The organism is Frankia tisae (assembly GCF_025403405.1).
Lineage (GTDB): Bacteria > Actinomycetota > Actinomycetes > Frankiales > Frankiaceae > Frankia > Frankia tisai.
On record NZ_JANEZT010000172.1, the window covers coordinates 1 to 13,763 of the forward strand.

The following is a 13,763-nucleotide window of genomic DNA, read 5'->3' on the forward strand; positions in this document are numbered from 1 at the left end:
GGGCTGGGTGATCTCGGCGGGCTGCTGGCCGGCGGCGGCGCGGTGCCGCGCGGTCCCGGCCGTCCCGGACTGGGCTGACGGGCGGGAGCACCGATGTACGAGGGCATCGTCCAGGATTTGATCGACGAACTCGGGCGGCTGCCCGGCATCGGTCCCAAGAGCGCCCAGCGGATCGCGTTCCACCTGCTGGCCGCCGACCCGGTCGACGTCCGCCGGTTGGCGACCGCCCTGACCGAGGTCAAGGACAAGGTCCGGTTCTGCCGGAGCTGCTTCAACGTCGCCCAGTCCGAGCTGTGCCGGATCTGCGCCGATCCTCGCCGTGACCAGGCCCTGATCTGCGTGGTCGAGGAACCCAAGGACGTCGTCGCGATCGAGCGCACCCGGGAGTTCCGCGGGCGCTACCACGTCCTCGGCGGGGCGATCAACCCCATCGGCGGCGTCGGGCCCGACGACCTGCACATCCGCGAGCTCATCGCGCGGCTGGCCGACGGCACGGTGACGGAGCTGATCCTCGCCACCGACCCGAACACCGAGGGCGAGGTCACCGCGTCCTACCTCGCCCGCCAGATCGGGCCGATGGGGCTGCGGGTCACCCGGCTGGCCAGCGGCCTGCCGATGGGCGGCGATCTTGAGTGGGCCGACGAAGTGACCCTCGGCCGTGCCTTCGAGGGACGCCGGGTCGTCAACGCCTCCTGACCCGCCGGCCGGTCAGAAGCCGAGGATGGGCGCGTACGTCGAGCTGGGGATCGAGGCAAGGGTCAGCAGGACGATGCTGACATCGAGGTGGTCAGCCTCGGCGCTGAACACGGCGTGCAGGCCGCGGGTGCGGTAGACGCCCACGCCGTGGTCGCGCACGACCTGCACGCCGAAGACCTTCGTCGCCCTGATCCACCAGATCCGACCGGCGGCCCGGATCCGGATCTGGCGGGCGTCGCGCCGCATGCCGGTCGTCAGCCGGGCCAACCGATCCACGGGTAGCCGCGGCTGATCCACGTAGCCGATGATGTCCCGCTCCGGGCCATGCACGACCAGCCGGGCGGGGCGGGCCGCGGGACCGGGTTCGACCAGATCGAGCTCCGCGGTGATCTCACGGTCCCGGGGGAACATCTCGGCCGCCCAGACACCCTCCCCGCGCAGGACCCGTTTGCCCTGCGGGCCGCCCTGCGGATGCCCGCGTGGCAGCATCCCGCCGACGATCCGCCCGGCGCCGCCGTCCAGGCGCCAGGCGACCGAGACGACGCCGCCGGGCGGCAGGACGGCGCCGAGATCACCGGCCTCGCTCAGGGGACAGGTCCAGACGCCACGGATCCGCCTATCCATCCAGGCCGCTCAGGTGCCGTCGTGCATCCCCACGATCCGGGCCCGTCCCCCTGGGGCGTGACCCGCCCCAGGGTGGACCGAACTTCCCGCTGGAGATCATCCGACACCCCCTCACTACCCCCGGTCACTTTCCGCGAACGCGATCACTTTCCGCTATCAGGCTCGGCTGACGCCAACTATCGGTACATAGATCTGCGACGCCCCGCTGCGCTATGCACCCAGATGCTACGCCGCGCGCCCATGTGCCCATCATGCTGCACTCGCGCGAGCATGTGCGCGCGCTTCCGCGATCCCGTACGCCTTCGCTTTCGCGCATTCGTCCGGTCGCGCGTCAGCACCGGCGTCCGAACGCGCGTCGGCGATCGCCGCGGAACGCTCATCCAGCGGAGCGTTCGCACGTGCATATTCCCGATACATCGGTCTATCGAACACTCCCCCAGGCCACGTGACGACCACGGCGGGGGCCACTACTAGGCCAGCTGCCGACCCCCGCGGTCAGCACACGCAGAGCCGGGCGGCATCGTAAGAGGCGGCCGGCTGTGGCGTGGCCCCGTCCGCACGACGCACCCAGCACGACGCGCATCCCGCCCGCCGGCCACGCTGGGACCGGCCGTCACCGACGGCCGGTCCGCACCGTCCACCAGGAGGTTCACCGTATGATCATCAGTTCGCACGTCGGCGCGGGTGCCTTCGTGGGTATGGCGATCCGACATCCCGTACCCGCTCTGGCCGCGGGATTCCTCTCCCACCTCGCCATGGACGCCCTGCCGCACTGGGGCACCGGCCCGAACACCGAGTCGGAGTGGCTGCCGATCGCGCGTCGCGACGGAGTCGCCGGGCTTGCCGCCATGGCGCTGCTGACCGCGTCAGCCCCGGCCGGGCGGCGCCTGGCCGTTCTCGCCGGCATGACCGGGGCCTGCCTGCCCGACACCGACAAGGTCGGCCGTTACTTCGTCGGCTCCAGCCCGTGGCCGAACCGGTTCGACCGCTTCCACGAGAAGATTCAGAACGAGGCTCGCCACCGGCTGCCGCGCGAGGTGGCGACGGCCGCAGCCCTCACCGTCGCGGGCACGGTACTGCTGCGCCGGCTGCCCGCCCGCGCGGCCTGACCGGCCGGATCCGGGCCCGGCGGCGCCGTCAGGGCAGCAGGACGGCCGCGCCGGTGACCCGGTCGGCGGCGAGGTCTGCGAGGGCCCGGTCAGCGGCGGCAAGCGGGTAGGGCGACACCGTCACCGCCAGCCGGTGCTCGGCGGCGATGGCGAGGAACTCCACGCCGTCGGACCGGGTGTTGGCGGTCGTGCTGCGCAGGTCCCGCTCCTGGAACAGATGGTCGGCGTAGACCAACGGCGGGATGTCGCTGAGGTGGATGCCCGCCACCGACAGGGTGCCCCCGCGGTCGAGCGCCGCGAGCGCCACCGGCACCAGATCGCCCACCGGCGCGAACAGCACCGCCGCGTCCAGCGGCTCGGGTGGCGCACCGTACGCACCGGTCGCGGACGCGGCACCCAGTTCGAGGGCCAGAGCTTGGGCGCGGGCCGACCGGGTCAGCACATGGACCCGTGCACCCTGGGCGATCGCCACCTGGGCGGCGAGATGGGCGGACGCGCCGAAGCCGTAGATGCCCAGCCGGCCGCCGGGTGGCAGCTCCGCGCGCCGCAGCGCCCGGTAGCCGACGATGCCGGCGCACAGCAGCGGGGCGAGCTCGGCGTCGCTGTAGCCGGCGGGCAGCCGGTAGGCGTAGTCGGCGCGGACGCAGACGTACTCGGCGTACCCGCCGTCGACATCCCAGCCGGTGTAGGTCGACGCGGGGCAGAGATTCTCCGCGCCGCGGGCGCAGTAGATGCAGGTCCCGTCGGTCGAGGCGAGCCACGCCACGCCCAGGCGGTCGCCCAGGCGCACCCCACGCGGCCCGACGCCGACGCCCACGCCCACGCTGACGCCTTCGGCACTGCGGGAAATCCCGGCGCCCGGCTCGACGCCTGGAGCGGTGGCCGCATCGGCGCCCGAGGCCAGCGCCACCCCGGGGCCGATCGCGTCGACCCGGCCGACGACCTCGTGCCCCGGCACGGTGTGTGGCCGGTGCGGCACGAGGTCGCCCTCGGCGAGGTGAAGGTCGGTGCGGCACACGCCGCATGCGTCGACGCGCAGCCGGACCTGCCCCGGGCCCGGTTCGGGCACCGGCAGCTCGGCCGCGCGCAGCGGCCCGGTGCCCATCCGCCCCGGCGTCACGACCTGCCAGGCCCGCATGGTTCGCACTGCCCGCGCCGGCCCGTGGCTCAGACGCTGACGCCGTGGTCGCGTGCCAGGCCGCCGAGGTCGTTGTGGCCCTGCCCCACAGCCCGGAACTTCCATTCGGCGCCGCTGCGGTAGACCTCGCCGAAGATGACGACTGTCTCGGTGGAGTAGTCCTCGGACAGGTCGTACCGGACCAGCTCGTTGCCGCCCTGGTCGACGACCCGGATGTAGGCGTTGCGCACCTGGCCGAAGTTCTGGCTGCGGCTCACCGCGTCGTAGATGGAGACCGGGATGACGATCCGGTCGATCTCGGCGGGCACCGCCGGCAGGTTGACGATGATGGACTCGTCGTCGCCCTCACCCTGACCGGTCTTGTTGTCGCCGGTCAGGGTGATCGCGCCCTCGGGCGACGCGAGGTTGTTGAAGAAGATGAAGTAGCTGTCGTTGAGGGCCTTCCCGTCCGCCCGTAGGCCGATGGCCGAGGCGTCAAGGTCGAAGTCGGTGCCGGTGGTGGTGCGGGCATCCCAACCGAGCCCGACGTTCAGCGCGGTGAGCTGGGCGGTGCCGGCCTCCGCGGCCTGCTTCGTGAGGCTGACGTTGCCACCCTTGGCGAGGCTGACTGCCATTGCGGATCGTCCTTCCTGGACTGGTGCGTCGGGGACCATCTCATGCAACCGCGTGGTACACGGTCGATATGACGCGGTCGGTGCCGTCACCCTGGCACAACGGATCGGATCCGCCCAGCGTGCCGTCGTCGGGACGACAGCGTCGCGGTGGGTCGGACCCCGGGCGCGCTGCGCGCGCATCCGGCCTGGGTCACATCCGAGCAATCCCCGTCGAGCGGAGCGGGCAGGTGTCGGCGCTCGGTAACCTGACTGCCATGGCGCTCCTGGTCGCGAAGTTCGGTGGATCCTCCGTTGCCGACGCGGACCGCATCAAACGAGTCGCCGAACGTGTCGTCGAGGCCCGCCGCGACGGCAATGACGTGGTGGTCGTGGTGAGCGCCATGGGCGACACGACCGACGAGCTGCTCGCCCTCGCCGAGCAGGTGTCGCCGCTACCGCCGGCCCGCGAGCTCGACATGCTCCTCACCGCCGGCGAGCGGATCTCGATGGCCCTGCTGGCGATGGCGATCACCACTCTCGGTGCCGAGGCCCGGTCGTTCACCGGCTCCCAGGCCGGCGTCATCACCGACTCGGTGCACGGCAAGGCCCGCATCATCGACGTCACGCCGGGTCGGATCCGGGCCGCGCTGGACGAGGGCGCGATCGCGATCGTCGCCGGTTTCCAGGGCGTCAGCCAGGACACCAAGGACATCACCACGCTGGGCCGGGGCGGCTCGGACACGACCGCGGTCGCGCTCGCCGCGGCACTGCACGCCGACGCCTGCGAGATCTACACCGACGTCGACGGCGTGTTCAGCGCCGATCCGCGCATCGTTCCCGACGCCCGCCGCATCGACACGATCTCCTACGAGGAGATGCTGGAGATGGCGGCCTGTGGCGCCAAGGTCCTCATGCTGCGATGCGTCGAGTACGCGCGTCGCTACAGCGTCCCCGTGCATGTCCGCTCGTCGTTCTCCTCGAAGCCGGGCACGTGGGTCACCGAGATTCCGGAGGCACAGCTCGTGGAACAGGCCATCATCCGCGGCGTCGCGCACGACGTCAGCGAGGCGAAGGTGACGGTCGTCGGCTGCCCGGACAAGCCCGGGGTGGCGGCCGCGGTGTTCCGGGCCGTCGCGGACGCGGACGTCAACCTCGACATGATCGTCCAGGTCGGCTCGGTCGCGGGGTCGGGCCGCACCGACATCTCGTTCACCCTGCCCAAGGCCGACGGGCGCACCGCGTTGACGGCACTGGCGAAGGTGCAGAGCGAGATCGGCTTCGAGCGGACCCTCTACGACGACCACATCGGCAAGCTGTCGCTGATCGGCGCCGGGATGAAGTCGCACCCGGGGGTGTCGGCGCGGTTCTTCGGCGCGCTCGCCGACGCCGGCGTCAACGTGGAGATCATCTCCACGTCGGAGATCCGGATCTCGGTGGTGGTGCGCGACACCGACCTGCCGGGCGCGGTACGCGCCGTGCACAGCGCCTTCGAGCTCGGCGACCCCGACGGCGGGGCCGTCGTCTACGCGGGCACCGGCCGATGAAGACACCGATTGCAGGCGGCACGACAATGATCACGGACAGCATGGCAATGATCACGGACAGCACGGTGCTGGTCGCGGGTTATCTGGAGGATGGGGCATGACGGGCAACGAGGCCGGCCGGCGACCGACGCTCGCGGTGGTCGGGGCGACCGGCGCGGTCGGCACGGTGATGCTGTCGATGCTCGCCGAGCGGCCGGACATCTGGGGGGAGATCCGGCCCGTGGCCTCGGCCCGGTCGGCCGGTCGCACCGTGCGGGTGCGCGGCGCGGACGTCGCCGTGCAGGTGCTGTCGCCGGAGGTCTTCGACGGCGTGGACGTCGCCGTGTTCGACGTCCCCGACGAGGTCTCGGCGCAGTGGGCGCCGGTGGCGGCGGCGCGCGGCGCGGTCGCGGTCGACAACTCGGGCGCCTTCCGCATGGACGACGACGTCCCGCTCGTCGTCCCCGAGGTCAACGCCGACCAGCTCGGTGCCCGTCCGCGGGGCATCATCGCCAACCCGAACTGCACGACCCTGTCGATGATCGTCGCGCTCGGTGCGCTGCACCGGGCCTTCGGCCTGGAGTCGATGTTCGCCGCCTCCTACCAGGCCGCCAGCGGCGCCGGACAGGCCGGCATCGACACCCTCTACGACCAGCTCGCCACCGTCGGCGGGACGCGGGAGCTCGGCCAGGCGGCCGGCGACGTGCGCAAGGCGATCGGCGAGGAGGGCCTCGGCCCGTTCCCCGCGCCGCTGGCCCTCAACGTCGTGCCGTGGGCCGGGTCGCTGCGCGACGGTGGCTGGTCGTCGGAGGAGTTCAAGGTCCGCAACGAGTCCCGCAAGATCCTGGGCCTGCCGGGCCTGCGGGTCTCGGCCACCTGCGTGCGAGTGCCGGTGATCACCACCCATGCCGTCGCGGTGCACGCCCGCTTCGCGCGGCCCGTCACCGGCGACGAGGCCCGCGCGGTGCTGCTGAGCGCCCCCGGGGTCGCGGTGGTGGACGACCCGTCCGCAGGCGAGTTCCCCACCCCGGCGGACGTGGTGGGCACCGATCCCACCTGGGTGGGGCGGATCCGGCAGTCACCGGACGACCCGCATGAGATCGCGCTGTTCCTCTGCGGGGACAACCTCCGCAAGGGAGCGGCGCTGAACACGCTGCAGATTGCCGAGCTGCTCGTCGCTGGGCAGGGCCGGGTAGCAGCGTCGCCGACGGCTGGCTGACGGGCCGGCTGACCCGCGGCATCGCCACGCCACGGATGGTGGGCCGGCGCGCGCGGTGGCGCGCCCGGCCAGCCACGAATCGACGCGCCATCCGCGCCGAACGGTGATTGATCGGGTCGCGAGAGCGCCCCACATTCGCTTTCAAGCTTCTTCTTAGCAACCTTTAAGCTTTGGCTGCCACAAGGAGCTGGAAGTGAAGACCGAGAACGAGCGGTCGGAGAACCAGGATGCGGTTACCCGACTTTGCCCGAACAGCCAACCGTGCCGGCTGCGATCCGTCGCCGAAATCACGCCGATCGGCAATAACCTGTCGACCCGCCGGAAGGCGGATCGACCGGTCCCGGTAGTGGGGCCCGAAGACCGCTTTTTCCCACTTGATCAGGGGGAAAGGTGCCTTCTGGAGAACTGTCCGATCAAGGCGAGACACCCGACAGGGTCGGGACGCCGAGACCTCCGGCACGATCGGGCAGTCGCGGAATCGACTCCCCGGCATGACCCGGGGAACGACGCGGAGAAGCGGTCAGCCCGCCCAGCGGAGCACCCGATGGGCGGGCTGACCGTGAAGTCTCTCGTGGCTCAGACGACGCGGACGGCGTCGGCCTGCGGACCCTTCTGACCCTGGGTCACCTGGAACTCGACCCGCTGGCCCTCCTCTAGTGCCTTGTAACCGTCCATGTCAATCGCGCTGTAGTGAACGAAGACGTCGGAGCCGCCGCCGTCCACGGAGATGAAGCCGAAGCCCTTCTCCGAGTTGAACCACTTCACCGTGCCCTGAGCCACGTGCCGTTCTCCCTGCTGGTGCAGTCAGGACCCGCACCGCGCGGGCCCCGGACCGAACGCCAGGAAGCCACAAGAGTTCCTGGCGTTGTTCCGCCGCGTCTCGGTTGAGACGCGAACCGGCGAACTCCGGCCAGGGACGACGCTACACGGATGGAGGGCTTCGCGGGAGTCCTCCGAGCAAGGAAGTCCACTTCATGCCCCGGTAACAGAACAACACCGCTGGCCCGACCACAGGCGAGTCCACCCGGGCCGTCCCGCAATCCGTCGAGCTGACAGGGATTTCCCAGCGTGGACAGCCTGCGGCGCCAACCGGGCGGCCGATGGCCCAAACGTGGCAACTCCGACAGGTGATCGACGGCGGTATCGATCCGACCACGGTCGAGACCACGTATCGGCCCACAATCGGGCCCACATCGCCGACGGCCGGTCCGGGCCCCAATGCCCCCGGACCGGATCCGGCTACGGACGGCTACGCGTCGCCGGTGGGGCGCAGCGGACCGCGGCCGGCCGAGAGCCGCTCGACCGCCACGGCGATCTCGGTGAGATCGACATCTGTGAGGGTCAGCGAGCCGGCCGGCAGCCAGCCGTCGAGCTGGTCCGGGCGGCGAGCCCCAACGATGGCGCCACTCACCCCGGGAAAGGCCAGCGTCCAGGCGACTGCGACGGAGGCAACCGTCGTCGCGTGCCGACGGGCCACCTCGGCGAGCACGCCGACGAGCGCGAGGTTGCGCGCCAGGGCCGGCGGGTTGAACTCGGCGGCCTGGCGCCGCCAGTCGTCGGCCGGCAGCTCGGCGGTCCGCTTCGCGCTCCAGCGGCCGGAGAGCAGCCCCGACTGCATCGGGCTGTAGACGATCGTGCCGATGCCGTGGACGGCGGCGTACGGCAGGATCTCCGCGGCGGCGGTGCGGTCGATCAGGGAGAACGGCGGCTGGAGCACATCCACTCCGCCGGCCGCCGCGGCCTGCTCAAGCTGGTCGACGGAGAAATTGGACACTCCCACCGAGCGGATCTTGCCGGCGGCGCGCAGCTCGTGCAGCGCTCCGACGGAGTCGGCGATCGGGGTGCCGTCCTGCGGCGGCCAGTGCAGCTGGTACAGGTCGATGCGGTCGACGCCGAGCCGGCGCAGGGAGGCGTCGACCTCGGCTCGGATCGACGCCGGGGCACCCACCCGGGCCGGCGGGACGGTCGGGTCGGCGTCATCCCAGACCAGGCCGCACTTGGTGAACACGTACGGCCGTTCGGCCACGGGGATGCCGGCCAGCGCCCGGGCGACGAGTTCCTCGGAGTGCCCGAGCCCGTAGACGGCGGCGGTGTCGATCCAGTTGATCCCCGCCGCGACGGCGTGGCGGATCGCCGCGACCGCCTCGGCGTCGTCCTGGGCGCCCCAGCCGAAGGCCCAGCCCGCGCCACCGATCGCCCAGGCCCCGAAACCCACTCGGGTGATCCGCATCCCCGTCGAACCCAGCGGCGTCGTCGGGAGCGTGGTGGACGTGGTCATCGCGAGCCTCCTGCGGCACCGGGAACGAAGGCGGAACCGACCGCAGGCTACCCGCCCGGCGGCCCGCCCGACGCCCCGGCCCGGGGTGGCTCAGTCGAGCCAGCGGCGGTGCTTCGCGGCCGAGATCCGCGGCCAGGCGTCGAAGAAGTCCCGTTCGGCCAGCCGGCCGCGGCATTCCTCCAGCCCAAGCAGCACACCGAGCGTGAACGCGGTGGGGTCGCTCTGGGCCTGGGCCGCGACGCCCCAACCGCGCAGGAGATCGCGCGCGATGATGGCGTCCTGGTGGGTGCCGAGCAGCTCCTGCGCCCGCTCCGCCTGGCCGACGAGCGCCATCGCGTCCTGGCCGTACAGCGGGGCCATTGCCTCCGCGGCGTAGCGCAGCCGCTTGGCCTGCTTGCGCGCGGAGTGCAGCAGCTCGTCCCGGTCGTGGCCGACCGGGAGCCCGGCCGCGGCGGTCACCTTCTTGCCCAGCCGCCGGTCCGCGCGGCGGACGAGATCGGGCAGGACCTTGCCGGCCGGACGCCGGGCCGCGCCGGTCAGCGGCGTGCGGACGAGGGTGAGCAGGCTGGCGACGAGGGCGAAGTACCGGTCGCTGCGCAGCATCGCCAGCGCCTCCTCGCGGGCCGCGGCCATCCCGGTCCCGAGGTGTGCGCTCACCGTGTCGTGGACCGGCCCGGCGACCAGGTCCGCGGGCAGTTCGGCCAGCCGGCCGCCGAAGTAGGCGATCTGCACCTCGGCGTCACGGGCGCCGGACAGCGCGCCGGCCAGGTCGCGCAGCTCCCCGTCGAGCAGCGTCACCGTCTCGGCCGGGAACAGCGGCGCGAAGGTCCGCAGCGTGCTGCGGGCCCGCCGGCAGGCCACCCGCATCCGGTGGACAGCCTCGGGCTCGTCGAGCCGTACCCGGGGGTCGGCGGCGAGCAGGGCACGCACCTGCTCGATGAGGTAGGCACGCACGACCTCGCCGGCCGGGGTCTGCCGGCGCGGGCGGCGCGGCGGCGGCGGCGGCACGTCCGGCCCGGGCCCGGCGGCGAGCGCGGGGCCGAGCAGGCGGCCCAGCTTCGAGGAGTCCGCCGCCACGACCGCGCCGGCCGCCAGCAGCAGCTCGCCGACGTCGTCGAGCAGGCCGCGCTTGCCGTCGACGAGCTCGACCTCGATCTCCCGCCAGGTGCTTACCACCGTTGCCTCGCCGAGGGTCTGGGCGGAGACCTGGTCGTCGACGACCTCGGCGAGGTCGGTGCCGGCGGCGTCGCGCAGCCGCCGGGCGGTGCGCAGGGTGCGCAGCCGGCCGACCGGGCGCAGCTCGCCGCCGCGCAGGTGCACCGCCACCAGATCGACGAACTCCGCCGGCGGGGTGTGCCGGGCACCGCCGGCCACGTCGACCGTGCCACCGGCGGCGTCAAGCGGGAGCTGCAGCTCGTCGCGCTCCCCGACGCGGACCGGCAGCTTCAGGTGCCAGCCGGCATCGGAACCGCCGGTCCGCCGACGCAGCGTGATCCGGTTGCGGGCCAGGCGAAGGTCGTCGGTGTCGTAGTAGACGGCCTCGAGGCTGACGGCGCGGCGGGTCCGCGCGGTCGTGACGCCGGGCACGCTGCCCAGCTTCGGCAGCACGAAGGTCGACTCGACGGAGTACTTGCGTTCGATCTCACGGACCCCGGTGGCCATCCGCCCCGTCCTCCTCATCGCTCGCCCCGCACCGCATGCACGCCGCACCCGGGCAGCCGATGCTCACCATGACCCTCGTGGTTGCCCGATGGTCCGCCGCAGCACCGAGAAGAAGAGCATCGGACACCTAGTGGACGACCTGCGTTTCCCTGCCGTTAACCTTAACGCGGGGCGGGGATCCAGGAGACCTTTCCAACCAGAAGCACATAGCCGACGAAGGCCACCGTGTCGATGAGCGAGTGGGCGATCACCAGCGGCAGCACCCGGCCGTTGCGCTGGAACAGCCGGGCGAACAGCAGCCCCATCGCGAGGTTGCCGGCGAACCCGCCCAGGCCCTGGTACAGGTGGTAGGAGCCGCGCAGCACCGCGCTGGTCGCCAGCGCCCGCCCCGGTGTGATCCCAAGCTCACGCAGCCGCACCAGCAGGTAGCCGGTGACGATGACTTCCTCGGCGAGGCCGTTCTGGCAGGCGCTCAGGATGAGGACCGGCACCCGCCACCACACGTCGGGCAGGCTCGACGGCGCGACGGTGAGGTTGGCTCCGCTGTGCCAGGCCAGCAGGTAGAAACCGAGGCCGAGGCCGCCGATCCCGGCGGCGAGCGCAGCCCCCTGGGCGAGGTCCAGGCCGGGGCGCCGGCCGTCGAGGCCGATCACACGCCGGCCGCCGCCGTGGCGGGCCAGCAGGTGCACGGCCAGCAGCACGGGCACCAGCCCGGTGAGGACGTCGGCCAGTTGCAGGGCGAGATCCAGCCACGGGCGGCCCGGCGCTGCCGAGGTGTTCAGCCGGGCAACCTGGGAACGGACGGGTCCCGGCCGGGTGAGCACACCGACGTAGCGGATGAGCGCGTAGAGCGCGGAGGCGGCGAAGGAGACCCCGAGCACGAGCCACACCTCGGCGGCCAGCACCCGCCGGGTCAGCGGTTCGACTGTGACCGGCGCCTGCGCAGGGGCATCCGTCACGAGTCGACCGTAGCCCACCTGCGTTGACGGCCCAGCTCCGGATTGGCCGGCCCTGGATCGGCCCGGCGGTGACGCACCGCCGGGCCGACCTGGGGCCGCGCGTCGGCCCGACCGGGTCAGTCCACCGGCTCGGGCCGGGTGAACAGCCGGTACAGCACGACCAGCGGCGGCGTGATCAGCAGAAGGCCGCCACCGACGGTGTAGAGCATCGCCTGGATGTTGGTCGACGGGGCCGCGGCGTCGTCGACCGTCACCTGCCCCACGATCAGGTCGGGGTACTGGGCGACCGCCCAACCCCAGAGCATCGCGGCGACCGCGAGACCCGCCGCCAGCCGGGCGGCGACGAACTGGTTACGCGCCAGCGCGACCAGGGCGCCGATCCCGCCGACCGCGGAGAGCACTACCAGCAGCAGTGAACGGTCGGCGAACCGGTGCGCCACCACGGGGGCCTGGTGCCAGAACAGCGGCAGCAGGATCAGCGCGAGGATGCCGCACACCACGGCCCCGCCGGCGGCGCGGCGACGGAAGTCGGGCACCAGATGTTCGGTGACCGGCGAGGCCGCCGCGTCCTTGCACAGGTAGACGGCGGCGAGGAAGGCCGTCGCGGCGACCGCGAACAGCCCGCAGACGAGGCCGAACGAGCTGCGGACCGGGGCGAACGGGTCATCCGGCGACATGTCCCCGGTGGCCAGCGCCGCCCCGGCCACCCCGAGCGCGAACGGGGTGATCGTGGACGACACCGCGAAGACATGCCCCCACCAGTGGTCGGGGCCCGCCGCGCCGGCGCCGTAGGCGCGGTAGACGTAGGCCGCGCCGCGCAGCACGATGCCGACCAGCGCGGCCGACAGCGGGACCTCCAACGACGAGCCGACCACCCCGTAGGCGGGCGGGAACCCACTGAACAGGGCGACGACGATGAACACGAGCCAGACGTGGTTGGCCTCCCACACCGGCCCGATCGCGTTCGAGATCAGCTTGCGCTGGGCCCGCGCGTCCCGTCCCCGGGCGAGCAGGTCCCACACGCCGCCGCCGAAGTCCGCGCCGCCGAGCAGCGCGTAGGCCGTCAGTCCGATCACCATGACGACGAGGAGCAGGTCGGCGGCGGTCATCGGGTCTCTCCCCGGTCGGTGCGGCCGGCGGTGCGAGCGCCGGTGTCGGGACGGCGGCTGGTGGTGGCGTGCCGGCCGCCCGTGGAACGCCGGCCCAGCAGGCCGTGCCAGCCGGGCGCACCTCGCCGGTTCGACGGCACGGGACGTCCACCACCGGAGGATCCGGTGGTGTGCGGCTCGGGCCGCGGCCGCGGGATGGTGGGCGGCGCCGCAGACGGCTCGGCGCCGTCCGGCAGCGGGCTGACGGCCGGCCGCGGGCTGACGCTCGGGGCGGCGGTGGGCTCGGCACCCGTCGACGGGTCAGAGCCGGTGGACGGCTCGGAACCGATCGAGGGCTCGGAACCAGGCGACGGGTCGGAACCGATCGATGGGTCGCCGGTCGACGGGTCGCCGGTCGACGGGTCGGAACCGGTGGACGGGTCGCCGTCCCCGGTGACCCCGATGCCGCCGGCGGGAGCGGGTGCGCCGGCGTGGGTCACGGGAAGGCGGCCAGGCAGGAGCACCGCAACCGGCACGCCCTTGTGGTCGCGCGCGGACAGATCCATCCGGGGCGTGTACCAGGCGGCCGGTTCGGTGGCCGGGTCGTACGCGGCGGCAGGCACGGACCGCCCCGCCGGAACGGACGGGTCGGCGCGGACGGACTTCCCGGCGCGGACGGACTTCTCGGCGCGGACAGCCTGGTCGGCGCGGACAGACTGGTCGGCGGGAACGTACCGGGCGGCCGGAACGTGCCGGGCCGCGGGCACCGACTCCTTCGAACCGGATTCGCCGTCGCCGCTGCCCTGTTCCGGGCCGGAGCCGGCCGGGCCCGAGCCACCACCGGTGCCGGACCCGCCGTCGCGCGGCCGGGGGG

General features: G+C 72.8%; 12 protein-coding genes and 1 pseudogene. 4 read left to right on the top strand and 9 right to left on the bottom strand.

Annotated features, from left to right (window positions below; translation table 11 throughout):
- The first annotated feature begins 93 nt into the window (after positions 1 to 93).
- Entirely contained in the window at positions 94 to 696 is a 603-nt protein-coding gene (gene recR, locus NBZ85_RS17175; RefSeq protein ID WP_261557516.1) for a recombination mediator RecR, read from the top strand.
- A gap of 12 nt (positions 697 to 708) precedes the next feature.
- Here the strand turns inward: recR and NBZ85_RS17180 are convergent, their stop codons facing one another.
- Entirely contained in the window at positions 709 to 1,320 is a 612-nt protein-coding gene (locus NBZ85_RS17180; protein WP_261562232.1) for a hypothetical protein, read from the bottom strand.
- 656 nt (positions 1,321 to 1,976) lie between these two features.
- On the opposite strand from NBZ85_RS17180, the gene NBZ85_RS17185 reads away from it, so the two are divergent.
- Positions 1,977 to 2,429 carry a hypothetical protein gene (locus NBZ85_RS17185; protein ID WP_261557513.1) on the top strand — a complete coding sequence of 151 codons (453 nt, stop codon included), beginning with the start codon at positions 1,977 to 1,979 and terminating at the stop codon, positions 2,427 to 2,429.
- A gap of 28 nt (positions 2,430 to 2,457) precedes the next feature.
- Here the strand turns inward: NBZ85_RS17185 and NBZ85_RS17190 are convergent, their stop codons facing one another.
- On the bottom strand, positions 2,458 to 3,567 hold the full coding sequence (locus NBZ85_RS17190) for a zinc-dependent alcohol dehydrogenase family protein (RefSeq protein WP_261562233.1): 1,110 nt from the start codon (positions 3,565 to 3,567) through the stop codon (positions 2,458 to 2,460).
- Between the two features lie 29 nt (positions 3,568 to 3,596).
- The gene (locus tag NBZ85_RS17195) at positions 3,597 to 4,181 is read right to left on the bottom strand and encodes a TerD family protein (RefSeq protein ID WP_261557511.1); all 585 of its coding nucleotides are present in this window, start codon (positions 4,179 to 4,181) and stop codon (positions 3,597 to 3,599) included.
- Between the two features lie 254 nt (positions 4,182 to 4,435).
- Between NBZ85_RS17195 and NBZ85_RS17200 the strand changes: the two genes are divergently transcribed.
- Positions 4,436 to 5,704, top strand: a complete 1,269-nt coding sequence (locus NBZ85_RS17200; protein WP_261557522.1) for an aspartate kinase — start codon at positions 4,436 to 4,438, stop codon at positions 5,702 to 5,704.
- A 97-nt stretch (positions 5,705 to 5,801) separates the two neighbouring features.
- Positions 5,802 to 6,902, top strand: coding sequence for an aspartate-semialdehyde dehydrogenase (locus NBZ85_RS17205; protein ID WP_261557509.1), 1,101 nt, complete (start codon positions 5,802 to 5,804; stop codon positions 6,900 to 6,902).
- Positions 6,903 to 7,478: 576 nt separating this feature from the next.
- Here the strand turns inward: NBZ85_RS17205 and NBZ85_RS17210 are convergent.
- From NBZ85_RS17210 to NBZ85_RS17235, 6 genes and pseudogenes are all read right to left on the bottom strand, one after another.
- The gene (locus NBZ85_RS17210; protein ID WP_018500469.1) at positions 7,479 to 7,682 is read right to left on the bottom strand and encodes a cold-shock protein; all 204 of its coding nucleotides are present in this window, start codon (positions 7,680 to 7,682) and stop codon (positions 7,479 to 7,481) included.
- A 469-nt stretch (positions 7,683 to 8,151) separates the two neighbouring features.
- Entirely contained in the window at positions 8,152 to 9,180 is a 1,029-nt protein-coding gene (locus tag NBZ85_RS17215) for an aldo/keto reductase (RefSeq protein ID WP_261557505.1), read from the bottom strand.
- A 90-nt stretch (positions 9,181 to 9,270) separates the two neighbouring features.
- Positions 9,271 to 10,842, bottom strand: coding sequence for a CYTH and CHAD domain-containing protein (locus tag NBZ85_RS17220; RefSeq protein ID WP_261557503.1), 1,572 nt, complete (start codon positions 10,840 to 10,842; stop codon positions 9,271 to 9,273).
- A gap of 161 nt (positions 10,843 to 11,003) precedes the next feature.
- Complete coding sequence (locus NBZ85_RS17225; RefSeq protein ID WP_261557502.1) at positions 11,004 to 11,801, bottom strand: CPBP family intramembrane glutamic endopeptidase; 798 nt, start codon at positions 11,799 to 11,801, stop codon at positions 11,004 to 11,006.
- A 116-nt stretch (positions 11,802 to 11,917) separates the two neighbouring features.
- Positions 11,918 to 12,910, bottom strand: a complete 993-nt coding sequence (locus NBZ85_RS17230; protein ID WP_261557501.1) for a cytochrome d ubiquinol oxidase subunit II — start codon at positions 12,908 to 12,910, stop codon at positions 11,918 to 11,920.
- A pseudogene (locus NBZ85_RS17235) lies at positions 12,907 to 13,763 on the bottom strand (cytochrome ubiquinol oxidase subunit I); the annotation flags it as partial. The pseudogene NBZ85_RS17235 and the gene NBZ85_RS17230, both read right to left, overlap by 4 nt.